Origin of the sequence: Halomonas sp. BC2, assembly GCF_002078115.1 — a bacterium.
Taxonomy (GTDB): Bacteria; Pseudomonadota; Gammaproteobacteria; order Pseudomonadales; family Halomonadaceae; genus Vreelandella; species Vreelandella stevensii.
On sequence record NZ_LFGT01000009.1, the window covers coordinates 212616 to 239284 of the forward strand.

Sequence of the window (26669 nt, forward strand, 5' to 3'; positions counted from 1 at the left end):
ATGACTGTGAGCCTCGACCAGTTTCGGGCCGCCCTGAAGGCGGTGTGGCCGGGTGCCGACTTGCCCGAGCTGCCACCGCTGCCCGTGTCGCTCGATCTGGTGACCGATTCGCGCAAGGTGGCAGAAGGGAGTGTCTTCGTGGCGGTGCCCGGTAGCCAAGGGGATGGCCGTGAGTATATCGACCAGGCGCTGGAGGGCGGTGCCTCGCTGGTGCTGGCGCATACGCGGCAGGCCGAGCTGACGCTGCAGGGCAAGGTGCTTTCACTACCTCATCTGGCACGGCGGCTGGGTGAGCTGGGCCGCTCACTTTATCAAGTGCCTGACGACCTGGAAGTGATTGCGGTCACGGGAACCAACGGCAAGAGTTCGGTCACGCACTATGTGGCGGTATTGAGCGAACTACTGGGCATCCCGGCTGGAGTGATAGGTACCCTGGGCGTTGGACGCCCGGGGCAGCTAATGGATACCGGGCTGACCACGCCCGGGCCGCTGGCGTTGCAGGCTACTCTGGGGCAGTTAGGGCGCCAAGGTGTCCAGCGCGTGGCGCTGGAGGCTTCCTCCCACGCGCTGGACCAGCACCGTCTGGAGTCAGTGAACGTGACGGTCGGCGTGTTCACCAATCTGACCCGAGATCATCTGGACTATCACGGCAGCATGGCGGCCTATGCTGCCGCCAAGGCCAAGCTGTTTCGTCGTTCCGAGCTGACCCTGGCAGTGGTCAACGGTGACGATCCTCTGGCTCGGCTGATGCTGGCGGGGTGTGAGCCCCACGTGCGCGTGCTGGCCACGGGTAGCGATGAGGCGGTGACGCTGCGTATTCTCGATTGGCATCCGTTGGAAACCGGTCAACAGGCTCTGGTTGCCACGCCCGAAGGCGAAAAAGCACTTGAGTTGCCGTTGATGGGGCGTTTTAACCTGGATAACGTGCTGCTGGCCATTAGCGTGTTGTACGGGCTGGGTGAGTCGCTGGATGCGCTGTTTGAGGCGGCGGCGAAGTTAAGCCCGGTGCCGGGTCGTATGACGCGCTTTGGCGGTGGCGAAGCGCCTTGTGTGGTGGTGGACTATGCCCACACTCCTGACGCGCTACAAAATGCGCTGGAAGCCCTGCGCGACCATTTGGGGGGGCAGGGAAAACTGTGGTGCCTGTTTGGCTGTGGTGGTGAGCGCGATACCGGCAAGCGTTCGGAAATGGCCAAAGTGGCCGAACGTCTGGCTGACTGTGTGGTGGTGACCGATGACAACCCCCGCCGTGAATCTGCCGCCCAGATTCGTCAGCAAATTTTGGCGGGTTTTCACGAGCCGCAGCGGGTGAAAGAGATTGGTGATCGGCGTCAGGCCATCCTGCATGCCGTGGCTCAGGCAGGTCCTCAGGATGTGGTGCTGGTGGCTGGCAAGGGCCATGAAGCATATCAGGAAATCGAGGGCGTTCGACACGCCTACCAGGATGATGAGCAGGTGCAGCAGGCCATTCGGGCGCGAGGTGGCTGCTGATGTGGACCCTTGGCGGAGTGGCTGCGGCGATGGGTATTCCGTTGGCAGACGATGCGACTGACGTGTCGATCAGCCAGGTAGTGACGGACACTCGCCAGATCGTGCCGGGTTGCCTGTTCATTGCCTTGAAAGGCCCACGCTTCGATGGCCACGATTTCGTCGAGCAAGCCCGAGAGCAGGGCGCCGTAGCGGCACTGGTGGAGCATCCCGTGGATAGCCCGCTGCCGCAATTGTGCTGCCCGGATACTCGGCTGGGATTAGGGCTGTTGGCGGGCGCATGGCGGCGACGCTTTACGCTGCCGCTGGTGGCGGTCACGGGGAATAGCGGAAAAACCACGGTCAAGGAGATGGTGTCTGCCCTGTTGGCGCCACTCGGTGAGGTGTTGGCGACCATCGGCAACCTCAATAACGATATTGGGGCGCCGCTGACGCTGTTGCGTCTTGGGCCGCAGCACCAGGCGGGTGTCATCGAACTGGGGGCCAATCATTTGGGTGAAATCGCCTGGACGGCCGGGTTGGCGGCCCCCAGGGTGGTCATCATCACCAACGTGACGGGCGCTCATGTAGGTGAGTTTGGTGGCATGGGGCAGATTGCCCAGGCCAAGAGCGAAATTTTGTCCGGGCTCGATCAGGATGGCGTGGCCATCATCAATGCCGATGATCGCTACTTTCCTTTCTGGGCGGCCTGTGCGGCCCCCCGCCGAGTGGTCAGCTACGGGGTGCAGGGCAATGCGGACGTAAACGCTTCGGCTCTTTCCTGCGACTCACAGGGGCGTTATGCTTTCACGCTCGTTGTCGACGGTGAGCCGTTGGGGCGCGTAGCGCTACCTCTGATCGGCAAGCATAATGTCAGTAACGCCCTGGCTGCCGCCGCTGCCGCACTGGCGTTGAATGTCCCCGCTCCGCAGGTCGTGGCTGGGCTGAATCGGTTGTCGGCATTGCAGGGCCGCATGAACGTGGTGCCCGGTATTCGTGGCACGACGCTGTTGGACGACACTTACAACGCCAACCCTGGCGCGGTCAAGGCAGCTCTGGATGCCCTGGCGAGCTTTCCTGCCCCTCGCTGGTGCGCCCTGGGCGCGATGGGGGAGCTGGGGGATGAGTCCGACCGGCTACATGCTGACGTGGGCGCTTATGCTGCGTCGCTGGGGCTGGACATGCTGTTGACGGTTGGCGAGGCAGCCAGGGCTGCCTCGGATGCCTTTGGTCGCGGGCTGCACTTCGACGACCACGAGACGCTAGTGCGTCATGTTATTAATTCTCTGCCACCCGACGCCACGCTGCTGGCGAAAGGATCGCGCAGTGCCGGCATGGAAAGAGTCATTGCTGCGCTGCGTGCGGATGACACAAGGTAAGCGCCGTTCATGTTACTTCATTTGGCGAATTTTCTAGCTCAATTTCAATCTGCGTTTCAGGTGTTCAATTATTTGACGCTACGCGTCATTCTCGCCGCGCTCACCGCGCTGATGCTGTGCCTTTGGCTGGGGCCCTGGGTGATACGCCGACTGGTTGAAGGGCAGATTGGCCAGGCCGTTCGCGACGACGGCCCACAGTCGCATCTTTCCAAGGCAGGTACGCCGACCATGGGCGGCGCCATGATCCTGCTGGCGATTGCGATCAGCACCTTGCTGTGGGGTGACCTGACCAACTATTACGTCTGGATCGTGCTGCTGGTGACGCTGGGCTTTGGCGCCATCGGGTGGGTCGACGATTATCGCAAAGTGGTCGAAAAGAATCCCCGCGGGCTGCCAGCACGTTGGAAATATTTCTGGCAGTCGGTGGTCGGCCTAGGAGCCGCCATCATTCTGTACGCCACGGCCACCACGCCCGCCGAAACCAGCCTGCTCATTCCGCTGTTCAAGGACGTTGCGCTGCCGTTGGGCTTGTTCTACATCGTGTTGAGCTATTTTGTGATTGTCGGTAGCTCCAATGCCGTCAACCTGACCGATGGCCTGGATGGTCTGGCCATCATGCCCACCGTGCTGGTAGCCATGGGGCTGGCGGTGTTTGCCTATGCCAGCGGCAATGCCGTATTTGCCAACTACCTGCATATTCCCTTCATTCAGGGAACCGGCGAGCTGGCCATTTTCTGTGCCACGATTGCCGGTGCTGGCCTGGGCTTTCTGTGGTTCAACACCTATCCCGCCCAGGTGTTCATGGGCGATGTGGGTGCGCTGGCGTTAGGGGCCGCCCTGGGCGTGGTGGCGGTCATCGTGCGCCAGGAGATCGTGCTGTTCATCATGGGCGGTATTTTCGTGCTGGAAACCGTATCGGTCATTCTGCAGGTCGGCTCCTACAAGCTGACGGGGCGCCGTATCTTCCGCATGGCTCCGCTGCATCACCATTACGAACTCAAGGGATGGCCTGAGCCGCGCGTGATCGTGCGTTTCTGGATCATCACCGTTGTCCTCGTTCTGCTGGGACTGGCCACACTGAAAGTGCGTTAGTCATTGGGTAGTCGTGTCAGGGTAGTCGTGTCACGGTGGCCAAGGCCGCTCTAGCCCGGGCCAAGGAGTCGTTCATGGTGAAGGTACCTCAGGGTGTTACCGTTGTTGTTGGACTGGGCATTTCCGGTCAGGCGATCTGTCGCCATTTGGACCGCCATGGAGTGCCTTTCATGGTGGCCGATACCCGCGAGATGCCGCCTGGACTCGCCGCGTTCCAGCAGCGTTATCCGGCGATTGATTGCCACTGTGGGCCGCTGAATGAGCTGGATTTCAGCGATGCGTACGAGGTGGTGGTCAGTCCGGGGGTCGACCCGCATTTGGCAGGCCTCGACGGGCTGTTGGAGCGAGTCAACCCTGCCACCGGCGAGCCGATGCTGGTGGGTGAAACGGCACTGTTCAGGCGTCTGGTGCGTGCCCCGGTGGCGGCGATTACGGGCTCCAATGCCAAGTCCACGGTGACCACGCTATTAGGTGCAATGGCCAAGGCCTCGGGGGTGAATGCCGCCGTGGGGGGCAATCTGGGCACGGCGGCTCTGGATCTGTTGGCCGACCATCCCGGTGCCGAGCTCTTCATCCTCGAACTCTCCAGCTTTCAACTGGAAACGACGCCTCGCCTCGGAGCGGCGTCGGCTGCGTTTCTCAATTTATGCGATGATCATCTGGACCGTCATGGCGATTTGGCGGGTTACCGTCAGGCCAAGCAGCGCATTTTCATGGGCGCCGAGCACGCGGTGGTCAACGCCGATGACCCCATGACCTGGCCTCTGGATGCCCTCGACCGTGTCGAGCGTTTTGGTGTGGGTGTTCCGGCCGGTAGTGACTGGGGGCTGGCCGATATCGATGGACGCCGCTATTTGATGCACGGCGAGACGCCGTGGCTGGCGGTGGATGAGCTGGCCATTACTGGTCAGCACAATCAGTTGAACGCGCTGGCAGCGTTGGCCATGGGCCGGGCGCTGGGGTTTGATCGTCAGGCCATGTGTGAGGTGTTGACCACGTTCAAGGGGCTGCCGCACCGTAGCGAAACCGTTGCTGAGGTGAACGGGGTTCGCTGGGTCAACGACTCCAAAGGGACCAACGTGGGTGCGACCCTGGCCGCCATCAATGGTATTGGCGTCGCGCTCACTGGCAAGATCATTCTGTTGGCGGGAGGCGTGGGTAAGGGAGCCGACTTTACGCCGCTGGCCGGGCCGTTGGCGGACCATGGAAAAGCCGCGCTGCTCTACGGCGCAGACGCCGAGCGTCTCGACAACGTGCTTGGCCCTTGCCTTCACACTCAGCGTGTCGAAACGCTGACACAGGCGATGGAAGCAGCATGGCACCTGGCCGAGCCAGGGGATTGTGTGTTGCTCTCGCCAGCGTGTGCCAGCCTGGACCAATTCGCCAACTACCAGGCGCGGGGCGACCTGTTTCGCGACTGGATCGAGCAGAAACAGCGTGAGAGTGCCCCATGAGCGACGAATCAATGAGTAGGGTGCAACGACTGCGTGAAGCGCTGGCAACCCGCCACCTGCCTTGCGATGTCTGGCTGATTGTCGCGGCGGTCGCGCTGGCGGGGCTGGGCTGGGTCATGGTCAGCTCCGCGTCGATAGGGCTACTGGAAAATAGCTATCACTATGCCCGCCAGCACGGCATTTTTCTGGTGCTGGCCATCATGGCATGCCTGTTCATGGTGTGTGTGCCGCTGGAGCTGTGGCGTCAGAACGCGGCATTGCTGCTGCTGTTCAGCATCTTCATGCTGGTCGTGGTACTGGCCGTGGGTCAAGAAGTCAACGGCAGCAAGCGCTGGATTGCCCTGCCGGGGCCGCTTCCCAGCCTGCAAGTCTCGGAATTCGGCAAGCTGGGGCTGATCTTTTACATGGCAGCGTTCATGTCGCGCTTCACTTACGAATTGCGCCAGCGTGCTTTTACCATGTGGCGCCCCTTGGCAGTACTGGCTATTCCTGCCTTCCTGCTGTTTCTTGCCCCGGATTTCGGCGGCATGGTGGTATATGCCGTCTGTGTAATCGGCATGCTGATGATGAGTGGCGCTTCGCTGACGCTGTTGCTGGGCAGTGGGGGGGTACTGGGGTTTGGTGCCGTGATGATGGTCGTCATGGAGCCGTATCGACTGGCGCGCTGGACCAGCTTCCTGGACCCCTGGGCCGACCAGTTCGCCACCGGGTATCAGCTGACGCAGGCATTGATCGCGTTTGGACGTGGCCATGTGACTGGCACCGGATTGGGCAACAGCGTGCAGAAGCTGCACTATCTTCCCGAAGCCCATACGGACTTCATTTTTGCGGTGGTGGCCGAAGAGCTGGGCATGATTGGAGCGATAGCCGTGGTGCTGCTGTTCACCCTGTTCATCGTGCGGGCCATGTGGGTGGGTCGACGGGCAGAGCTGGCTGGGCATCTGTTCGGTGCCTACGTGAGCTACGGGATCGGCTTTATCGTGGCGGCTCAGGCGTTTATCAATATGGCGGTGAGTGCTGGCTTGCTGCCGACCAAAGGGCTGACCCTGCCGCTGATCAGCTACGGAGGCTCCAGTCTGCTGGTCACTGGCATGATGGTGGGGCTGTTGCTCCGGGTGGATGCAGAAACTCGGCATCGCCCGCGTCGTTTGTCGACGCCTTATCGTGCTCGCCGAGAGCCGCGGTTGACGTAATTATTCAAGGAGCTGTTTGTGGCGATACATGCGGGTCGACGGGTTTTGGTCATGGCGGGAGGAACGGGAGGGCACGTCATTCCTGCGCTCTCGCTGGCGCGTGCTCTCCAGTCCCAAGGGGTTGCCGTGGAGTGGCTGGGCAGCCCGCGGGGAATTGAAAACCGGCTGGTGCCCGAGGCGGGCATTCTGCTGCATACCATTGCGATCAGTGGGTTGCGCGGCAATGGTGCCGCTGGTTGGCTCAAGGCACCGCTCAACCTGTCGCGCGCGGTGCTCCAGGCACGTGGTGTCATCAAGCGTTTCAAGCCGGATGTCGTGGTAGGGCTGGGTGGATTTGCCAGCGGGCCTGGCGGTCTGGCGGCTCGGCTATCCGGTATTCCGCTGGTCATTCATGAACAGAATGCCGTGGCAGGGCTGACCAACAAGGTGCTGTCGCGCCTGGCCACGCGTACCTATGCCGCGTTCGAAAATGCGTTTGGCACGCGTGCCGAGGTGATCGGCAACCCGGTGCGTGATGATATCGCCGCGCTGGGCGAGCAGCCCCGCCAGGTGGCCGACATGCAGGGCAGGCCGCTGCGCCTGTTGGTGGTAGGCGGCTCCCTGGGCGCGGTAGCGTTGAACGAGCGCCTGCCTGTGGCCTTGGCTGCGCTGCCGCCGGAGCGACGTCCCGAGGTGCGTCATCAGGCAGGCAAGGAGCGCGATATCGCCACGGCAGACGCCTATGCTCAGCAGGCGGTGGTCGCCGAGGTTTCGCCTTTCATCGATGATATGGCCGCGGCCTATGCCTGGGCGGATCTGGTCGTTTGCCGAGCCGGTGCGCTGACGATTGCCGAACTGGCAGCGGCGGCCAAGCCCGCCCTGCTGGTGCCGTTTCCTTTTGCTGTGGATGACCATCAGCGGGTGAATGCCGAGGTGCTGGTTCAGGCGGGCGCGGCCCTATGTATCGTTCAGGCCGAGCTGACGGCTGACTATTTAAGTAACCTTTTGGAACAATTACTCCACCCAGAGACCCTGGCAGAGATGGCCGCCAAGGCGCGTCAAGCGGCGTCCTTGAACGCGACCGAGCGCCTGGCCGAAGGCTGTCTCTCGCTGGTGAAGCAAGGAGAAACTGCGTGACCGAGTCAGTCAACCATACGTCGCCGCAGCTGAGTGGCCCGAGCGGCCCGGGTATGCGCCGTATCCAGCGGCTTCATTTCGTCGGTATTGGCGGTGCCGGCATGTGCGGCATTGCCGAGGTGCTCGCTAACCAGGGGTACCAGGTCAGCGGCAGTGACATGAAAGCGTCCAGTGTGGTGGAGCGTTTGCGTCAGTGCGGCGTCGACGTGTTCATTGGGCACGCCAGGGAGAACGTGGAAGGCGCGGACGTCGTCGTCGTCTCCAGTGCCATCGATGAAACCAATCCTGAAATTCGCTGGGCGCACGACCACCGCGTGCCGGTAGTGCGTCGTGCGGAAATGCTCGCCGAGCTGATGCGCTTTCGTCACGGCATTGCCGTGGCCGGTACCCACGGCAAAACCACCACGACCAGCCTGACGGCTACTCTGCTGGCAGAAGGCGGCCTGGATCCCACCTTCGTGATTGGTGGCAAGCTCACCAGCGCAGGGGCCAATGCTCGCCTGGGGGAGGGTGACTATCTGGTGGCCGAGGCCGACGAATCCGATGCGTCGTTTCTTCACCTTCAGCCCATGGTGTCGATCGTCACCAATATCGATGCTGACCACATGGCCACTTATGGGGGTGACTTCGAGCGTTTGAAAAACACCTTCATCGAGTTCTTGCACAATCTGCCTTTCTACGGCCTGGCGGTGCTGTGTATCGATGATCCCCACGTGCGCGGGCTGTGCGAGCGTATCAAGCGCCAGTTCGTGACCTACGGCTTCGATGAAGACGCTGACTATCGCATCGTGGATTTTAGTCAGCAGGCCGGGGAAGTCTCCTTCACGGCACTGCGGCCCGGTGGCGTGCCTCCGCTGGCCATTCGACTGGCCATGCCGGGCCGCCACAATGCCTTGAACGCAATGGCGGCCATCGTGGTGGCGACCGACGCCGGGGTCAGTGATGACGCCATCCAGCGCGGTCTCATGGGGTTTGCAGGCGTAGGGCGGCGCTTTCAGGTGCATGGCCACTATCCGGCACCGGTCGGCGAAGGCGAGATCATGCTGGTCGACGATTACGGCCACCACCCGCGGGAAGTGGATATGGTCATTCAGGCGGTGCGTGCCGGCTGGCCCGATCGCCGCCTGGTGATGCTCTATCAGCCCCACCGCTACAGCCGGACCCGCGATCTCTACGAAGACTTCGTGCGCGTACTGTCTCAGGTGGATACGCTGGTGCTGCTCGACGTGTACAGCGCTGGCGAGGCGGTGGTGCCGGGTGCTGAAGGCAAGACCCTGGCAGGCTCCATCCGTCAACGTGGCGATGTCGATCCGCTGTTCGTGGAGCACAAGCACGAGCTGCCTGCCCTGCTCAACAACGTGCTGCGTCCAGGCGATATTCTGATTACCCAGGGCGCGGGCGATGTGGGTGGTATTTCACTGCGCCTTGCCCAAGCCAAGCTGGTCATGAAAGAGGTGGTGCTATGACATCAGGGCAAACGCAGCAGGCAGGCCTGGAGCGTGTCGTCGTGGTCTACGGCGGCATGTCGGCCGAGCGCGAGGTGTCGCTCAAGAGTGGTGCTGCAGTACTGAATGCCTTGCAGCGTCAAGGCGTGAAGGCGCAGGGGTACGATCTCAAGGAGGGTGGGCTAGCGGGCCTCGAGCGCCTCGACCCCACCGCGGTGTTCATCGCACTGCATGGGCGTGGCGGTGAAGATGGTGCGCTGCAGGGGGCATTGGAGTTGCTTGGTTTGCCTTACACCGGCAGTGGCGTGCTGGCCTCGGCGTTGGGCATGGACAAGCAGCGTACCAAGCAGGTGTGGCAAGCCGTCGACCTGCCCACGCCGGCGTGCATCATGCTGAATGCCGGTTCGGACTGGGAGGCGGTGGTAGCCCAGTTAGGGCTACCCATGATGGTCAAGCCGGTACACGAAGGCTCGACTCTGGGTATCAGTATCGTCCGCAGTCTCGATGAGCTGAAAGCCGCCTATGCCCAGGCTGCTACCTTCGATGCCAGGGTCATGGCCGAGCGCTTTATTACCGGTGATGAATACACCGTCGCACTATTGGGCGATGACGTGTTGCCTGCTATCCGTGTCGAGGTGCCCGGTGGGTTTTATGACTATGAAGCCAAGTATCTGACCAATACCACCCAGTACCACTTGCCCTGTGGCCTGTCTGCACAAGACGAGCAGACGTTGGCTGCGCTGTGCAAGGAGGCCTTCCTTGCCGTGGGTGGCGAAGGCTGGGGGCGTATCGATGTCATGCGTGATGCTGCAGGCAACTTCTGGCTGATCGAAGTGAATACCGTGCCCGGGATGACCGATCATAGCCTCGTGCCACAGGCAGCAGCCCACGCTGGCATCGATTTCGACCAGCTGGTGATGCGTATTTTGACCACTGCACTGGCGCGCGATTCGTGACGGGGCATGGCATGAGTTCCTTATGAAGAAGCGCAATGCGTGGCTCGGTATCGTTCTACTGGCATTGCTGCTGGGGGCGGGGAGCCGAGCGCTATGGCTTTGGTTGGATCGCCCTATCGAGCGCGTCTCCATTCGAGGCGAGTGGGAATACGTGAGCGCCGACTATTTGCGTTCACAGCTGGCCCCGCTGGTTCAGGACATTACCTGGTTATCGGCGGACTTGGGCGAGCTGCGCCGCAATGCGCTGGAGATTGGTTGGCTGGATGAAGTGCGAATCTCCAGAGAGTGGCCCAATGCGCTGGTCTTCGAATTGATAGAACAGACGCCGGTAGCCCGCTGGAATGACGACTTCCTGCTTAACCCGCGAGGCGAACCTTTCTCCTATGCGCCTCTTGCCGTGCCCCCTGGATTGCCCGATCTGGCGGGCCCCCAGGAAAGCAGTGCGGAAGTGCTGGCCTATTATCAGCGCTTGACGCCGCACTTTGCCGGACTGTCGTTGACGCTGGCTCAGCTCCGCCTGGAGCCTCGTGGTGCCTGGCGACTTCAACTTGATCAAGGCACCTGGGTAATGTTGGGGCGTCGTCACCATGGCGAACGACTTGCCCGGCTGTCGGCCTCCTGGCAGCGTGAGCTGGGTAGCGTGGGCGAGCATATTCGCTATATCGACTTGCGCTATCCCAATGGTGTGGCGGTGGCGTGGCACGGTGAAACCGAGGTTCCGGAGGAGGAGGGCGAGTCACTATAAGACGCAATGTGCAAAAAATCGGGTAAATGGGCAGGTCGGCCCGCTAAAAAACCCTTTTATGGGGTTTAAAATGCTTTCCAAGCCAATTATCGTTGGTTTGGGCTAGTCGTATTGTGGCTATTGTTTCTATACTATGTCCCAGGCGATGCTGTGGGTCAGTTTTTATTATTCGGTCAGCGGTTAGCGGCGTCACACAGTTTTAGTCAGATTATTTATTTTATCTTTGGGTTTCGCCTGCTTTTGCTTAAGCATTAAAAGCGATCCCCGTTCTTATAAAACGACGACAAGGAGATTTACCGACTCATGGCAGGCTCACCCAACGCATCCAATATGGTTGTCGGGCTGGACATTGGAACGTCCAAGGTCGTCGCGATAGTCGGTCAACCCACCGATGATGGTGGGATTGAAATCGCCGGTATCGGTTCTCACCCTTCTCGCGGCATGAAGCGGGGAGTGGTCATCAATATCGAATCCACCGTTCAGTCGATTCAGCGTGCAGTAGAAGAAGCCGAGCTGATGGCGGGTTGCGACATCCATTCCGTCTATGTCGGTGTGGCAGGCAGCCATATCAGCTCCATGAATTCCGACGGCGTGGTGGCCATCAAGGAGCGCGAAGTCACTCCTTACGATATCGAACGGGTCATCGATTCCGCGCGGGCACGGGCCATTTCCGAAGGGCAGCGAGTGCTGCATGTATTGCCCCAGGAGTTTTCCATCGACGCCCAAGGGGGCATCCGCGAACCGTTGGGTATGTCCGGGGTTCGTCTGGAAGCTCAGGTGCACCTGGTCACGGCTGCCATGAATGCCGTGCAGAACATCGAAAAGTGCGTGCGGCGGTGCGGTCTGGATGTGGATGCTATTATTCTGGAACAGCTGGCATCCAGCATGGCGGTACTGACCGAAGACGAGCGCGAGCTCGGTGTCTGTATGGTCGATATCGGTGGGGGAACCACAGACATGGCTATCTTCAGCGAAGGTGCCATACGCCATACGGCGGTGATTCCGATCGCGGGTGATCAGGTCACCAACGATATCGCCATGGCGTTGCGCACGCCCACTCAGCACGCAGAAGAAATCAAGGTAAAATACGCTTGCGCGTTGACGCAGCTGGCCGCCAGCGATGAAATGATCAAAGTACCCAGCGTGGGCGATCGAGCGGCACGAGATCTGTCGCGTCAAGCGTTGGCAGAAGTCGTGGAGCCTCGCTATGAAGAGCTCTTCACGCTGGTCAGAGACGAATTACGCCGCAGTGGCTATGAAGATATGGTGGCGGCGGGAGTGGTGCTTACCGGCGGCACTTCACGCATGGAAGGTGTCAGCGAATTGGCCGAAGAAATTTTTCACATGCCGGTTCGTATTGCCTGCCCACAAAATGTCAGAGGCCTGGCAGATGTGGTTCGTAATCCTATCTATGCGACGGGCGTTGGCTTGCTGCACTATGCACTGCAGGAAACGCGTCATGGGCAAGGCCTAGAAAGCCACGGGGGAAGCGCTGCGGGACACAAAGGACGCAGTGAATTTGCCCGGCGTGATATCAAGGATGGCCATTCGGCGCTGGCAAGAATCAAAGGCTGGTTCAAAGGAAATTTCTGATAGGGCCGCGACGCGGTTCAGGAGACGGGGCTTATGTTCGAATTGGTAGATAACGCACCCTCGAGCAGTGCGGTCATTAAAGTCGTCGGTGTTGGCGGCGGCGGCGGTAATGCTGTCAACCACATGGTCGAGAGCAACATCGAAGGCGTCGAATTCATTTGCGCCAACACCGATGCACAGGCGCTCAAGCGAGTGTCGGCAAAAACGGTGCTTCAGCTGGGGGGGGAAATCACCAAAGGGCTGGGCGCAGGCGCCAACCCTGAGGTGGGTCGCCAGGCCGCGATGGAAGATCGAGATCGCATTGCCGAGCTGCTCAGTGGCGCCGACATGGTCTTCATCACTGCCGGTATGGGCGGCGGCACGGGGACGGGAGGCGCGCCTGTGGTTGCCCAGGTCGCCAAGGAGCTGGGCATCCTGACGGTTGCCGTGGTCACCCGTCCCTTCCCGTTCGAAGGGCCAAAGCGTATGCGAGCGGCCGAGGAGGGCATGAAAGAGCTTTCCGAGCATGTCGACTCGTTGATCACCATCCCCAACGAAAAACTGTTGTCGGTGCTGGGCAAGAACGCGACCCTGCTGACGGCATTCAGCGCTGCCAATGACGTGCTGCTGGGGGCGGTGCAAGGCATTGCCGAGCTGATCACCAGCCCGGGCATCATCAACGTCGACTTTGCCGACGTGCGTACTGTCATGTCCGAAATGGGCATGGCGATGATGGGCACTGGCGGCGCCACTGGTGAGAACCGTGCCCGTGAAGCTGCAGAGAAAGCCATCCGCAGCCCGCTGCTGGAAGATATCGACCTGCACGGTGCCCGCGGTATTCTGGTCAATATCACGGCTGGCCCCGACCTATCCATTGGCGAGTTCAATGACGTCGGTGCCACGGTGCAGGAGTTCGCCTCTCAGGAAGCCACCATCGTCGTGGGTACTTCCATCGATATGGAAATGTCCGACGAGCTGCGCGTGACCGTTGTGGCGGCTGGCCTGGATGGCAGCAAGGCCAAGGCCGTGTCTCGCGAACCGGCACGCCGCTCCGCTGCAGATGCCGGTGGCTCCGACTACCGTAAATTGCAGCAGCCCACCGTCATGCGGCAACAGGCTACCGCGCGTGCCGAAGCGCCGGAAGCAGCAGCCAAGCCACGCCCTGAAAAACGTCGTTCGGCCGATGCCGATGACTATCTGGATATCCCCGCGTTCCTGCGCCGCCAGGCAGATTGATCTGCGCTATCAGGTTTATTGAGGCAGCAAACGAGAGTTTTATTGGTAAAACGCTCGTTTGCTGTTAAAGTGAACACTGTTTGATAACTTTTCTCCCCCTGCGGCTGGGTAGCGACTCGTTACACGCCGCCGATATTAGAGCTTGACCACTGCCCATGATCAGACAACGCACACTACAAAACGTCATCCGCGCCACTGGAGTGGGTCTGCACTCTGGCAAGAAAGTCCATCTGGCTTTGCGCCCGGCACCGGCCAACACGGGTATTGTGTTTGTCAGAACCGATCTGGACCCAGTGGTTCACGTTCCTGCCCGCGCCGAGCTGGTGGAAGACACTACCTTGTGCACGGCACTTTCCCATGAAGGCGTCAAGGTAGCCACCGTCGAGCACCTCATGTCTGCCTTTGCGGGCTTGGGAATCGACAATGCCTACGTCGATATCAGTGCCGCGGAAGTGCCGATCATGGACGGTAGCGCTAGCCCGTTCGTTTTTCTGATTCAGTCTGCGGGTATTCTCGAGCAGGACGCGGCCAAGAAATTCATTCGCATCAAGCGTCGTGTGGCGGTCAGTGATGGTGACAAGGAGGCCGTATTCCTGCCCCATCAAGGCTTCAAGGTGTCGTTTGCCATCGACTTCGACCACCCTGTCTTCGAGCAGCAGAAGCAGACGGCATTGATCGACTTTTCCACGACCTCGTTTGTCAAGGAAGTCTCTCGGGCCAGAACCTTTGGCTTCATACGTGACCTTGAGTACCTGCGCTCGAACAATCTGGCGCTGGGTGGCAGTCTCGACAACGCCATCGTGGTGGATGACTACCGTATCGTGAATGAAGGTGGTCTGCGCTACGAGGACGAATTCGTGAAGCACAAGGTGCTCGACGCCATCGGCGATCTCTATCAGCTTGGCTATAGCCTGATTGGCGAGTTCCGTGGCGTGAAATCCGGCCATGCCCTCAACAATCGTCTGTGTCGCGAACTCATGGCGCAGCCCGATGCCTACGAAATCGTGACCTTCGAAGAAGAGAAGGCTGTTGCGCCGATCTCCTACGCGGCACCTGCCATGGCCTGAGGTGGTTTTTAAGGGTCGTCGCTTGAAAATCGGGGAGTGTCCCCTCACTAAAGATAAAGCACCGCCATGCGGTGCTTTATTGCGTTTGGCCTAATGGTGGGCGAGCGGCCTGTTTTGCGTAGGTTTCATGACGTACGCTGGGCGTGCGAAGCAAGGCGCTCCAGGGCCTGCTTTAGCCTGGGGTGTTCGGTATCTTCGGCGCACTCCTTGAGCGTTGTGCCAGCACTGCTGGAAAGGGTGCGTGCATAGCGTGCTGGTGGCGCCACGGTGCGTACCGGGCGCACTTTTAACGTGAACCCCGTTACCCTTGTAAAGCCGGGGAGCTGGTGCAGCAGGCTCAACAAATGCGGTTGCTCATAGCGTAACCAGGTCAACCAGCTGGCTTGGCTGCTGATCAGGGTTAGCCGCCCGTTGCTGAAGCCGCCTACGAAGACATGCTCGCGCATCTCTTCAGGCAGATGGGCGCGCAGATGGGTCTGGGCTTGATCGATCAGGCGCGATTGGCGCATCAGGTGGCCGGCGCCAGCGGAGGTGTTCAGCAATTGGGTAATGGGCTGTGCGCGGGAACGCTTAACCTTTATACTCATTCACCTGATTCCTGGGGTGTTGCGGATAGTTTCGTGCTGACGAGTGCGCGCAGCACCCATGTTTTTTGTCTATCGACAGAGCCTAACACGCTCAGGAGCCACGCCACAGCATGCCATCAACGCTCGATACATTATCTGCTCTGCCACGGCGGCATCGTCGCCATGGGCTGGCGCGTTGGTGGCTTGCGGGCCTGCTGGTGAGCTGTCTGCTGCCCGCCAGTTTACACCCTTCTGATCTGCGCAGCAGCGACCGGAGCGTGTGTATCTGCTTTTGGGTGCCCGCCATGCTGCGTGCCCAGTCGCAGTGGATCGCCAAAAAGCGCCGCGCGTTAAGGCGCTGGGTAGCACGCCAGCAGCGTCAACTTCCTGTTCTGAAAAGCTTTATCTCTTTCTTTTCCGTCATGCCCCGCCAGACGGTCGCTCTGGATGTATGCTCTCCTCGAGGGCCGCCAGCCCGTTGACCTGCTGCTAGCGGTACGTTCATTTACCCGACGTTAATTGACCCTATGAAAGAGTGCGCCTGAAGAGGTCGCTCCTGTTGATGTGGATATTTCATGATTAATTCCTTGTTACGCAAAGTCGTTGGCTCCAAGAACGACCGTGAAGTCAAACGCATGCTCAAGAGCGTGCAGAGTATCAACGTGCTGGAAGAGACCCTGGTCGGCTTGAGCGATGGCGAGCTGCAGGCCAAGACGGCCGAGCTGCGCCAGCGTCTGGAGTCTGGGGAAAGCCTGGATAAACTGCTGCCTGAGGCCTTTGCGGTAGTGCGCGAAGCCAGCAAGCGAGTCATGGGCATGCGTCACTTCGATGTGCAGATGGTCGGTGGCATGACACTGCACCGCGGGCGTATCGCCGAAATGAAAACCGGCGAGGGCAAGACCCTGGTGGGCACGCTGGCGGTATACCTGAATGCCTTGACGGGCAAAGGGGTACACGTGGTCACGGTGAACGATTATCTGGCCCGCCGTGATGCCGAGTGGATGCGCCCGCTGTATGAGTTCCTGGGGCTGTCGATAGGGGTGATTTTTGCTGGCCAGACCGTTGAAGAGAAGCGTCACGCCTACCAATGTGACATCACCTACGGCACCAACAACGAGTTTGGCTTCGACTACCTGCGCGACAACATGGCGTTCTCGCTGGAGGACAAGGTGCAGCGCGGTTTGCACTATGCCATTGTCGACGAAGTGGACTCCATCCTGATCGACGAAGCACGTACGCCGCTGATCATTTCCGGTGCGGTGGACGAGAACACCGAGCTGTACACCATCGTCAACCGTCTGGCCCAGCAGCTGGAGCAGGCGGAAGTATCCGAAGACGAAGACGCTCCTGTCGAAGGCGACTTCGTGCTGGACGAGAAGCAGAAGCAGGTCGAGCTCACCGAGCAAGGCCATAACAAGGTCGAGGAGTTGATGCGCGCCGAAGGCTTGCTGGGCGAAGGCGATTCGCTCTATGCGGCGCAAAACCTCAACCTGTTGCAGCACATGCACTCGGCGCTGCGGGCGCGGCACCTCTATCATCTTGACGTCGACTACATCGTCGCCGACGGGCAAGTGGTCATCGTCGATGAGCACACTGGGCGCACCATGCCTGGCCGCCGCTGGTCGGAAGGCCTGCACCAGGCGGTCGAGGCCAAAGAGGGTGTTACCGTTCAGCGTGAAAGCCAGACCCTGGCATCGACCACCTTCCAGAATTACTTCCGCCTTTATGAAAAACTGGCGGGCATGACCGGTACGGCAGATACCGAGGCCTTCGAGTTTCGTCAGATCTACGGCCTCGACGTTATCGTCATTCCCACCAACCGGCCTCTGGCCCGTAAGGATCTCAACGATCTCGTCTACCTGAGTGCCGAAGAGAAGTACGAAGCCATCATCAAGGACGTCTCTGCCGAGACCGCGGCGGGTCGACCGGTGCTGGTCGGTACGGCTTCTATCGAGACCTCCGAATATCTGGCACGCCTGATGCGTGACGCGGGCCTCAAATTCAGCGTGCTCAATGCCAAGCAGCACCAGAGCGAAGCCGAAATCATTGCCCAGGCCGGGCGCCCTGGCGCCATCACCATTGCCACCAACATGGCCGGTCGTGGTACCGATATCATGCTGGGCGGCAACTGGGAAGCCGATGCCGCCAAGCTGCAGAACCCGACCCAGGCCCAGCTCGATGCCCTGAAAGCCGAGTGGCAGGAGCGTCATGATGCGGTACTGGCAGCTGGCGGGCTGCACGTGATCGGTTCCGAACGCCACGAATCGCGTCGTATCGACAATCAGCTGCGTGGCCGTGCGGGCCGTCAGGGCGACCCTGACTCCACGCGCTTCTTCCTCTCGCTGGAAGACAGCCTGATGCGACTGTTCGGCTCGGACCGAGTGAAGCGCTTGATGCAGGCGCTGGGTCTGGAGCGTGGCGAGGCCATCGAGCACAAGATGGTGTCCAACGCCGTCGAGCGTGCCCAGAAGAAAGTCGAGGGGCGCAACTTCGATATTCGTAAGCAGCTGCTCGAGTACGATGACGTCGCCAACGACCAGCGCCGCGTCATTTACGAGCAGCGTAACGAAATTCTCGCCTCTGACGACGTATCGAGCGCCGTGCTGGGTATTCGTGAGGAGGTGATGGAAGAGGCCATCAGCGCCTACGTGCCGCCGCAGAGCCTGGCCGAGCAGTGGGATCTGCATGGCCTGGAGTCGCATCTGAAAACCGAGTTTAATCTGGACGCACCGGTGGTTCAGTGGGCGGAAGAGGATGAGCGCTTCAGTGAAGAGAAGCTGCGTGAGCGCCTGCAGACCATGCATCGTGAAGCTTATGAAGCCAAGATTGCTACGGCGGGCGCGGCACTGATTCGTCGCTTCGAGAAGCAGGTCATGCTGCAGGTGTTGGATACACGCTGGAAAGAACACCTGCAATCCATGGACCACCTGCGTCGCGGTATCCATCTGCGTGGCTACGCCCAGAAGAACCCCAAGCAGGAGTACAAGCGCGAGTCCTTCGAACTGTTCCAGCATCTGCTGACCAACATCAAGGCCGATGTCACCCGCATCCTGAGTCATGTCCAGGTGCGCCAACCAGAAGAAGTGGATGCGCTGGAGCAGAAGCGCCGCGAAGAGCTGGCGCGTGAGAAGGCCACGGCGGCCAGCCGCCACGATGCGCCCAGCGAAAGTGGTGAGGCAGCCGCGCCTGGTGCCGATGGGCGCCCGCTGCGCCGTGAGGGGCCGAAAGTCGGCCGTAACGATCCGTGTATCTGTGGTTCCGGCAAGAAATACAAGCAGTGCTGCGGCAAACTAAGCTGATTATCGTTAGCGCACGTTAAGGAGAGAAACATGGCGGTGGGTAACCTTCCCTTTCCGGAGTTGCCACCCCTTGAAGGGGTGCGTCTGGGCACTGCAATGGCGGGCATCAAGAAACCGGGCCGCCGCGATATGGTGGTGATCGAGCTGCCCGAAAGCGCCAGTGTGGCGGGTGTGTTTACCCGCAATGCGTTCTGCGCAGCGCCGGTCATCGTGGCCAAGGAGCATATGGCACAGTGTCAGGCGGCGGGGAAGGCACCTCGTTACTGGCTGATCAATACCGGTAATGCCAATGCGGGTACCGGCGACTTGGGACTGCAGGATGCGCGTGAGAGCTGCGCGGCACTGGCCGCGCAGGCAGGCGTTTCGGCGGAGCAGGTGCTGCCGTTTTCGACCGGTGTGATCGGTGAGCCGCTGCCCATGGCGCGGCTGTTGGCGGGTCTGCCGCCAGCGCTGGACACCCTGGCGGCCAGTAGTCAGGCTTGGCAACACGCCGGCGAAGGTATACTGACCACGGACACCCGCGCCAAAGGGGCAACGGTGACGCTAGCGCTGGGGGACCAGCAGGTCACCATCAACGGCATTACCAAAGGGTCGGGCATGATCAAGCCCAACATGGCTACCATGCTGGGGTTCGTGGTCACCGATGCGGCCATCGAGCAAGCGCTGTTGGCAACCCTGCTGCGCGAGGCCGTCGACCGGTCGTTCAACTGCATCACGGTGGATAGCGACACCTCCACCAACGACGCCTGCATGCTGGCGGCCACGGGAACCGGCGCTCGCATCGAAAGCGATGAGCAGGTGGCGGTTTTCCGCAACGGCCTGCAGCGCGTGATGACCGAGCTGGCACAGGCCATCATTCGTGATGGCGAAGGAGCGACCAAGTTCGTCACTCTGCAGGTCGATGAGGCGCGTAGCCGCCAGGAAGCACTGGATGTCGCCTTCACCGTTGCCCACTCACCGCTGGTGAAAACCGCGCTGTATGCCTCGGATGCCAACTGGGGGCGTATTCTGGCCGCAGTGGGCCGTGCGCCAGTTGAGGCCTTCGACGTCAGCCGAGTGGTCATCGACCTCGGGGACGTGCGGCTGGTGGAGCAGGGCGGTCGCGCCAGCAGCTATACCGAGGCCGCTGGCAGTGCGGTCATGGCGCAGGAGGAGATCACCATTCGGATCACGCTGGGTCGTGGTGAGGAGGGGGCCACCGTATGGACCTCCGATCTTTCCCATGACTATGTGTCCATCAATGCGGATTACCGCAGCTAGGCTGTGGCATCGTGCTCAACAAAGCCAGATAGCGCCGTACCTGTCCCGTGCGGCGCGCACAGAGTGGATTAGACGTAATGAGTGTAATGGTAAAACGACGGGTTCATGTCGCGGCAGCGGCCATCATCAGCGCTGATCAGAAACACGTGTTGATTGCGCGTCGGCCGTCCAATGTCGATCATGGCGGCTTGTGGGAGTTTCCTGGCGGCAAGCTGGCGCCCTATGAAACGGGCCTGGAAGGTCTGAAGCGTGAGCTGCATGAAGAGCTGGGGGTGGAGATCGTGCGCGCCCAGCCTCTGATTCGTGTGCACCACGAGTACCCGGACAAGCACATTCTGCTGGACGTGTGGCAAGTGCATGAGTTTGCCGGTGAACCTTTCGGGCGTGAAGGTCAGGCCGTGCGCTGGGTACCCATGGACGAGCTGGTGAACTACCCGTTCCCCGCCGCCAATCTGCCCATCCTGCGCGCAGTGATGCTGCCTACCGAATACCTCATTACCGGTGAAGAGGCCGATGATGAGCGGTTTGCAGCGCTGCTGGAACGTGCCCTGCGTGAGGATAGTATTCGGCTGGTGCAGCTGCGGGCCAAGTCGCTGGATAAAGCGGCCTACCTGACGCGGGCAGAGCGTGCGTTGGCGCTGTGCCGCCAGTACGGCGCCAAGCTGCTGCTCAATGCTGAACCGGAAGTGCTGGAGCAGGTGGATGCCGACGGTATTCATCTCACCAGTGCCCGTTTGATGTCGCTGGACCGCCGCCCCATTGCCGAAAACAAGTGGCTCTCTGCCTCGACCCATGACCAGACACAGCTGTCTCAAGCCGCCGTGCTGGGTTGCGATTTCGTGACGCTGTCACCCCTGCGTACCACGCCCTCCCACCCGGAAGTGGCCCCCCATGGGGTGGCACGACTTCCAGCAGTTGGTCGAGCGGGCGCGCATGCCGGTGTTCGCGCTGGGTGGCATGACGCGCTTCGATGCCAACCATGCCCGGGCCGTGGGGGCTCAGGGGATCGCGTCGATCCGCGATTTCTGGAAGTGAGCCCGTGACGTCCGGCCCTGCTTGCTGGCAAGCGACGGGCGACATGGCGTGAGGAAGGGGCGCCTCGTGGTGCAAATGAAAACGCCTGCTCGGGTTGGCCGGGCAGGCGTTTTTTTACGATGGCGGTGGTTGAAAGGACGCTTGGTTCAATCCCGGTAGCGGCGCGTCAGGTCACCGTAGGCATCGATACGGCGGTCGCGCAGATAAGGCCAGATGCGTCGCGTGTTTTCACTGCGCGCCATGTCCAGGGTCACCACCAGCTGCTCGCGCTGCTCGCCAGCGTGGGCCAGCAGTTCCCCTTGGGGGCCGCAGATGAAGCTGCCTCCCCAGAATTCGATACCAGCGCCGACGCCCGAGTGGTCGGCTTCGAAGCCCACCCGGTTGGCGACCAGTACCGGCAGGCCATTGGCGACGCCGTGGGCACGCTGAATCAGCGTCCAGGCTTCCTTCTGGCGAGCTTTTTCGGCAGGGTCGTCGCTGGGGTCCCAGCCAATCGCCGTGGGGTAGAGCAGTAGCTCCGCGCCCGCCAGGGCCATGAGTCGTGCGGCTTCCGGATACCACTGATCCCAACACACCAGGATGCCCAGGCGTCCCACCGAGGTGTCGATGGGGGTGAAACCATCGCCACGGGCGGCATCGGCGTCGCCGGGGGTGAAGTAGAATTTCTCGTAGAAGCCGGGATCGTCGGGAATGTGCATCTTGCGATACTGGCCCACGCGACCCTGGGCGCGGTCATATACCACGGCGGTATTGTGGTAGAGGCCTGCGGCGCGCTTCTCGAACAGCGAACCCACCAGCACGATATCCAGCTCTTTTGCCAGGTCGGCCAGGCGCTGCCCGGTGGGGCCATCCAGCGGCTCGGCCAGATCGAACAGCGCCGGGTCTTCGTATTGGCAGAAGTAGTGGGTAGCATGCAGCTCCTGCAGTAGTACCAGCTGGGCACCTTGACGGACTGCTTCGCGAATACCGGCTTCGCTCTCTGCCAGGCTGCGTGCCTTGTCAGGCCAGGCAGCCTGTTGAATGACCGCAACGTTCAGCGTGTGTGACATGCCGTTCTCCTCAAGACGTTAGTTTGAAGACATTATCTTCAAGACATTATCTTCAAGACATGGAAACAATCGGGGCGAGTGTGCCTTTGGGTAGCTGCATGGTCAGGCAGTGCAGGCTGCCGTGCTGGCGAATCACGCTGACGCACTCGATCGGGATCAGTGTGTGCTCCGGAAACGCCGTGGCCAGGGCTTGCAGGGCAACCACGTCGGCGGGGTCACCATAGGTGGGCACCAGCACCGCTTCGTTGATGATCAGGAAGTTGGCGTAGGTAGCCGGCAGCCGGTGGCCATCCTCCGGATCGAAGCAGGCCTGTGGCCAGGGCAGGGCGATCAGGCGGTAGGGCTCGCCATTGCGCTGGCGGAATGCCCTGAGCTCCTGCTCCATGGCCTGCAGTGCCGGATAATGCGGATCTGTTGGATCGTCGCAGCGCACGTAGGCAATGGTGGTGGGGTCGCAAAAGCGTGCCAGCGTGTCCACATGGCTGTCGGTATCGTCGCCTTCCAGGTGGCCATGAGCCAGCCACAGAAAGCGGTCCACGCCGAAATCGTCTGCCAGCCGGGCTTCCACGTCGGCGCGGCTGAGGGTCGGGTTGCGGTTGGGGTTCAGCAGGCAGGCTTCGGTCGTCAACAGCGTGCCTTCGCCGTCGGTCTCGATGCCACCCCCTTCCAGTACCATGGCCCGAGAGGCGACGGGGCAGGCCCATACTCCAGCGTCCGCCAGCCATTGGGTGAGCTGGTTGTCGTGCTCGGCAGGAAATTTGCCACCCCAGCCGGTAAAGGTATAGTCCAGCAGCAGGGGCTGATCCTCTTCGTCCAGCACCGTGATGGGGCCGTGATCGCGCGCCCAGGTATCATCGGTGGGTGCGACAATCAGCTGCAGCTGCGCGTCGGGGATGCCAGAAGCGCTGAACGTGGCGAGCAGGCGTTGCCGAGTCGCCTCATCCGGCACGCTGATGATGACGCGTTGATAGCGTGCGGTGGCCAACACAATGCGCTCAAGGGTTGCTTCGATCCGCGATAGCATGGGCGCCCAGTCGCCGTCTGGGCGGGGCCAGGTCAACTGTAGGCCATCCTGTGGATGCCATTCGGGGAGCAAGCGATACGTCTTGATAGCCAATGTCACGGGTACTCGTGTCGAGGTAAGAGAGCTCGCCCAGCGGGCAAGAGGAACGGGCGCAATTTAGGGGGTTACCACGCAACTTGCAAGCGTTACCGTGTGCCAGGGAACAGCCGCTGCTTTCGCTACTCTAAGGCTGCGTTTGTACATGCAGCCATGCTGAAAAAACCGTACCATGGACGCTCATTATTAAGGAATGAAGCCATGCTTGATCGTTTGCCTTTCCTGGTGGGGCTGCGCTATGTGCGCGCTAAACGCCGGAACCATTTTATTTCGTTCATTTCACTGACCTCGATGCTCGGATTGATGCTCGGCGTGGCGGTGTTGATTCTGGTGTTGTCGGTCATGAACGGCTTCGATCATGAGCTGCGTACGCGCATCCTCGGCATGGTGCCACACACCAAGATCGAAGCGCAGGAGGGTCTGGTCGAATGGGAGGCCTTGGCCAACCGGCTGACGCAGCGCGAGCGAGTGATTGGCGCGGCGCCTTATGTCGAACAGCAGGGCATGTTTTCGTCGGGTGGGCGTAATCAGGGGGCCATGGTGAACGGCATCCACCCCGACTGGGAAGGCCAGGTATCGATCATTGGCCAGCACATGCGGGAAGGTGAGCTGGCCGATCTGGTGCCCGGCGAGTGGAATGTGGTGCTGGGCTCCATGCTGGCCAGGCGTCTTGGCGTCGGGGTGGGTGACCGCGTCACGCTGCTGGTGCCCGAAGCGTCGATTACGCCCGCTGGGGTCTTTCCCCGGCTGAAGCGTTTCACGGTTAGTGGAATCTTCAGCGTGGGCGCGGATCTGGATGCCAATCTGGCCTATGCCAACATCGAAGACATGCAGACCCTGGCGCGCATGGGCGACGCCGTAGGTGGGCTGCGACTCGAGCTGGATGACCTGTTCGTGGCCGGGAGCGAAACCCAGGCCATCGTCAGGGAGTTGGGCTCGGGTTATCGTGGCACCGACTGGACGTTCTCCCACGGCAACCTGTTCCAGGCCATCCAGATGGAGAAGCGCATGATTGCGCTGCTGCTGACGGTGATCATTGCGGTGGCGGCGTTCAACATCGTGTCCACCCTGGTCATGGTAGTGACCGACAAGCGTGCCGACATTGCCATCTTGCGCACCATCGGTGCCACGCCGCGCTCGATCATGGGTATTTTCATCGTCCAAGGGTTGGCCATCGGCTTGATCGGCATTGCCGTCGGCGTAGCGGTCGGCATTGCGCTGGCGCTGACCATTTCCGACATCATCGCCTGGTTCGAGAGTGCTTTCGGCATCCAGTTCCTCGATGCCGGGGTCTACTTCATCAGCGACTTGCCCTCGCGCTTGCAGTGGAGCGATGTGCGGGACATCGTGCTGGCCGCCTTCGGCCTGACGTTCCTCTCGACACTTTACCCTGCCTGGCGAGCAGCTCGGGTTCAACCGGCTGACGTACTGCGCTATGAATAAGGATGCTCCGATGACTTCGACGATTACTCAACCACCCGCCGTCATGCTGGAATGCCGTGGCCTGACACGGGTGTATAGCGAAGGGCCGCAGGATTTGACGGTGCTGGACCAGCTGGACCTTCAGGTACATGCTGGGGAGCGCGTGGCCATCGTGGGCAGCTCCGGTTCCGGCAAGACCACGCTGTTGAACCTGCTGGGAGGGTTGGATCGCCCCAGCGAAGGCAGCGTGGTGATCGCTGGCGAACCGCTGTCGGAGCTGAACGAAGCCGCACTTGGCAAATTTCGCAACCGCTACATTGGCTTCGTTTACCAGTTCCACCACCTGCTGGCCGAGTTCACTGCGCTGGAAAATGCCGCGCTGCCGCTGATCATTCGCGGCCAGGCGAAAAAGGTCGCCGAACAGCGCGCCTTGCAACTGCTCGACCGGGTGGGCATGAAGGCGCGTGCCGACCACAAGCCTGGTGAGCTTTCGGGCGGCGAGCGCCAGCGTGTGGCCATTGCCAGGGCGCTGGTGACCGACCCGAGCCTGGTGTTGATGGATGAACCCACTGGCAATCTCGATCAGACCACCGCCAGCACCATTCTGGACTTGATGGATGAGCTGGCCAAGGAGAGCGCCTGTGCCTTCGTGATCGTGACTCACGATGTGAGCCTGGCAGCTCATCAGGATCGGGTCATGAAGCTGGATGGTGGGCGGCTCGTCGAGCAGCTCCAGAGTTAATCGCTCAGGGGTTAATCGTCGAACTGCGATTCGATGCAGGCTCTGCGCCGTCGCCTTTTCAGGCGGCGGCGTTTCCAGTTATGGGAGACGTGCCAGCGCCAGATGAGCCGAATTGCGACGTTGGCGATGAGGGCCAGTGCGATGGCAGTAATCAGTGAGCCCAGCAGGAGGGGCGGCAGGATGTCGTGCATCTGCTCGGCTATCCAGTGGGTCGAAATGCGTGATGGCGCCTCGCGTACCGGAGCGCCCAGCAAAAAAGTACCGATCCGGTAATTGATGTAGAAGATCAGCGGCATGGTCAGCGGATTGGTGACCCACACCAGGCCTATCGAGAGCGCCAGATTGCAGCGAGCCAGCCGTGCCCCCAGCGCGGCCACGACCATTTGAAAAGGAATGGGCAGCATGGCACAAAAAAGCCCGACACTGAATGCGTTGGCAACGCTGCGTCGAGTGAGTAGCCACAAACCTGGGTCGGCAATCAACGGCGCCATGAAACGTAGCGATCGTTGGCGTCGGATGGTGTCCGGTTTAGGCATGTAGCGCTGCAGGAAACGGCGCGGCATGTCAGGTACTCTTGCTATTGGTGCAGGCTATTATCCACATAGCGCAGGGCTTAGGCTACGCTACTGAGGCGAAGGGTTTCGGCCAGGGAGGTGGAATGGGGCGAGGGAGTGCGGTGCCAGCGGCCTTGGCTGCGCTGTTGGGCGGTGCGCTGGCGGGTTGGCTGGGGGCCGAGCGGGACGCCACCCTAACGCTGGCACTGCTGATGGTGGCTGCCGTGATCGTGGCGACGATGCGCCCACGCTGGTCGATATGGCTGGCGCTGGTGGCACTGATGGTGCTGACCCTTCAGCAGGAGTGGGGCAAGCGACTGCCTGAAGGCTTGAGCGGCCAGGACCTGACCCTGGAAGCCCGCGTGCTCCACGTGCAAAGAGAGGACGGCGGCAGCCAGCGCTTGAGGCTGGCGGTAGAAGCGTGCCGCTCGCCGGAGCCCCTGCTGCCCTGTGATCGGCTGAAGCAAGTGCGGGTCAGCGCCTACTCGGCTTTTCCCTCGTCTGCCACCCAGTCCAGTGCGGTTTACGCCGTTGGCGAGCGCTGGCAGCTGACCGTTCGGCTGCGTCCACCCAGAGGCTTTGCCAACCCCAACAGCTTTGACTATGCCCAGTGGCTGTGGCGTGAAGGTATTCATGCCACTGGCTATGTACGCAACGACCCTGCGCCCGAACGTTTGTCGGAGGCGCCTTTCCAACTACGTCAGCAGGCGGTGGCCTACCTGGAGAGTAATGCGCCAGAGGCGCGTACCCAGCGCTGGCTGGCCGCGCTGACGCTGGGCGATAGCGACCAGCTGACGCAGCAGGACTGGGCGCTGTTGAATGCCACCGGGACCACGCACCTGGTGGTGATTTCCGGTTTGCACGTTGGCCTGGTAGCGTCCTTTGCGCTGCTGTTGGCCC

Annotated in this window: 21 protein-coding genes and 1 pseudogene; 18 read left to right on the plus strand and 4 right to left on the minus strand. The window is 61.0% G+C overall.

The annotated features are described in order from the left end of the window. The 12 genes from B7L71_RS07430 (at nt 1) to lpxC (ending at nt 14722) form a co-directional block, all read left to right on the plus strand. Nucleotides 1-1491 (plus strand): UDP-N-acetylmuramoyl-L-alanyl-D-glutamate--2,6-diaminopimelate ligase, encoded by a 1491-nt coding sequence (locus B7L71_RS07430; protein ID WP_081137048.1) that lies wholly within the window; start codon nt 1-3, stop codon nt 1489-1491. Continuing rightward, the gene (locus B7L71_RS07435; RefSeq protein WP_081137050.1) at nt 1488-2846 is read left to right on the plus strand and encodes a UDP-N-acetylmuramoyl-tripeptide--D-alanyl-D-alanine ligase; all 1359 of its coding nucleotides are present in this window, start codon (nt 1488-1490) and stop codon (nt 2844-2846) included. The genes B7L71_RS07430 and B7L71_RS07435 overlap by 4 nt, the downstream gene beginning before the upstream one ends. Before the next feature lie 9 nt (nt 2847-2855). Next, the gene (gene mraY, locus B7L71_RS07440; protein ID WP_016913516.1) at nt 2856-3938 is read left to right on the plus strand and encodes a phospho-N-acetylmuramoyl-pentapeptide-transferase; all 1083 of its coding nucleotides are present in this window, start codon (nt 2856-2858) and stop codon (nt 3936-3938) included. Nucleotides 3939-4012: 74 nt separating this feature from the next. Continuing rightward, nucleotides 4013-5392, plus strand: coding sequence for a UDP-N-acetylmuramoyl-L-alanine--D-glutamate ligase (gene murD / locus B7L71_RS07445; protein ID WP_081137052.1), 1380 nt, complete (start codon nt 4013-4015; stop codon nt 5390-5392). A gap of 11 nt (nt 5393-5403) precedes the next feature. After that, nucleotides 5404-6585 carry a putative lipid II flippase FtsW gene (gene ftsW / locus B7L71_RS07450; RefSeq protein ID WP_039177381.1) on the plus strand — a complete coding sequence of 394 codons (1182 nt, stop codon included), beginning with the start codon at nt 5404-5406 and terminating at the stop codon, nt 6583-6585. 18 nt (nt 6586-6603) lie between these two features. Next, nucleotides 6604-7701 (plus strand): undecaprenyldiphospho-muramoylpentapeptide beta-N-acetylglucosaminyltransferase, encoded by a 1098-nt coding sequence (murG, locus tag B7L71_RS07455; protein ID WP_283160407.1) that lies wholly within the window; start codon nt 6604-6606, stop codon nt 7699-7701. Nucleotides 7702-7754: 53 nt separating this feature from the next. Continuing rightward, complete coding sequence (murC, locus tag B7L71_RS07460) at nt 7755-9167, plus strand: UDP-N-acetylmuramate--L-alanine ligase (protein ID WP_139790082.1); 1413 nt, start codon at nt 7755-7757, stop codon at nt 9165-9167. Continuing rightward, nucleotides 9164-10102: a D-alanine--D-alanine ligase gene (locus tag B7L71_RS07465; RefSeq protein WP_081137055.1), complete on the plus strand. Its 939-nt coding sequence runs from the start codon at nt 9164-9166 to the stop codon at nt 10100-10102. Before murC ends, B7L71_RS07465 begins: the two co-directional genes overlap by 4 nt. Before the next feature lie 22 nt (nt 10103-10124). Then, nucleotides 10125-10847: a cell division protein FtsQ/DivIB gene (locus B7L71_RS07470; RefSeq protein WP_081137057.1), complete on the plus strand. Its 723-nt coding sequence runs from the start codon at nt 10125-10127 to the stop codon at nt 10845-10847. A gap of 303 nt (nt 10848-11150) precedes the next feature. Then, complete coding sequence (gene ftsA, locus B7L71_RS07475) at nt 11151-12440, plus strand: cell division protein FtsA (RefSeq protein WP_081137058.1); 1290 nt, start codon at nt 11151-11153, stop codon at nt 12438-12440. Nucleotides 12441-12473: 33 nt separating this feature from the next. Next, nucleotides 12474-13655: a cell division protein FtsZ gene (gene ftsZ / locus B7L71_RS07480; RefSeq protein WP_039177365.1), complete on the plus strand. Its 1182-nt coding sequence runs from the start codon at nt 12474-12476 to the stop codon at nt 13653-13655. 155 nt (nt 13656-13810) lie between these two features. Then, nucleotides 13811-14722: a UDP-3-O-acyl-N-acetylglucosamine deacetylase gene (lpxC, locus tag B7L71_RS07485; protein WP_081137060.1), complete on the plus strand. Its 912-nt coding sequence runs from the start codon at nt 13811-13813 to the stop codon at nt 14720-14722. A gap of 125 nt (nt 14723-14847) precedes the next feature. On the opposite strand, the gene B7L71_RS07490 is transcribed toward lpxC, so the two are convergent. Then, on the minus strand, nt 14848-15309 hold the full coding sequence (locus B7L71_RS07490; protein ID WP_081137062.1) for a DUF721 domain-containing protein: 462 nt from the start codon (nt 15307-15309) through the stop codon (nt 14848-14850). Between the two features lie 554 nt (nt 15310-15863). Here B7L71_RS07490 and secA point away from each other — a divergent pair. The 3 genes and pseudogenes from secA to B7L71_RS07510 all read left to right on the plus strand — a co-directional run bounded on the left by secA (nt 15864) and on the right by B7L71_RS07510 (nt 20882). Continuing rightward, complete coding sequence (gene secA / locus B7L71_RS07500; protein WP_081137065.1) at nt 15864-18587, plus strand: preprotein translocase subunit SecA; 2724 nt, start codon at nt 15864-15866, stop codon at nt 18585-18587. A gap of 30 nt (nt 18588-18617) precedes the next feature. Next, nucleotides 18618-19847 (plus strand): bifunctional glutamate N-acetyltransferase/amino-acid acetyltransferase ArgJ, encoded by a 1230-nt coding sequence (gene argJ, locus B7L71_RS07505; RefSeq protein ID WP_081137067.1) that lies wholly within the window; start codon nt 18618-18620, stop codon nt 19845-19847. A gap of 86 nt (nt 19848-19933) precedes the next feature. Next, nucleotides 19934-20882, plus strand: a pseudogene (locus B7L71_RS07510) (Nudix family hydrolase). Between the two features lie 146 nt (nt 20883-21028). Here B7L71_RS07510 and B7L71_RS07515 read toward each other — a convergent pair. Continuing rightward, complete coding sequence (locus B7L71_RS07515) at nt 21029-21931, minus strand: carbon-nitrogen hydrolase (RefSeq protein WP_081137068.1); 903 nt, start codon at nt 21929-21931, stop codon at nt 21029-21031. Nucleotides 21932-21983: 52 nt separating this feature from the next. Beyond that, nucleotides 21984-23054 (minus strand): agmatine deiminase family protein, encoded by a 1071-nt coding sequence (locus tag B7L71_RS07520; protein ID WP_170919457.1) that lies wholly within the window; start codon nt 23052-23054, stop codon nt 21984-21986. 198 nt (nt 23055-23252) lie between these two features. On the opposite strand from B7L71_RS07520, the gene B7L71_RS07525 reads away from it, so the two are divergent. Then, the gene (locus B7L71_RS07525) at nt 23253-24494 is read left to right on the plus strand and encodes a lipoprotein-releasing ABC transporter permease subunit (protein WP_081137070.1); all 1242 of its coding nucleotides are present in this window, start codon (nt 23253-23255) and stop codon (nt 24492-24494) included. 10 nt (nt 24495-24504) lie between these two features. Next, nucleotides 24505-25215: an ABC transporter ATP-binding protein gene (locus tag B7L71_RS07530; RefSeq protein WP_039177339.1), complete on the plus strand. Its 711-nt coding sequence runs from the start codon at nt 24505-24507 to the stop codon at nt 25213-25215. 11 nt (nt 25216-25226) lie between these two features. On the opposite strand, the gene B7L71_RS07535 is transcribed toward B7L71_RS07530, so the two are convergent. Next, entirely contained in the window at nt 25227-25778 is a 552-nt protein-coding gene (locus tag B7L71_RS07535; RefSeq protein ID WP_081137071.1) for a DUF2062 domain-containing protein, read from the minus strand. A 95-nt stretch (nt 25779-25873) separates the two neighbouring features. On the opposite strand from B7L71_RS07535, the gene B7L71_RS07540 reads away from it, so the two are divergent. Next, nucleotides 25874-26669 (plus strand): ComEC/Rec2 family competence protein (locus tag B7L71_RS07540; protein ID WP_139790083.1); only part of this gene is annotated, 796 nt, incomplete at its 3' end.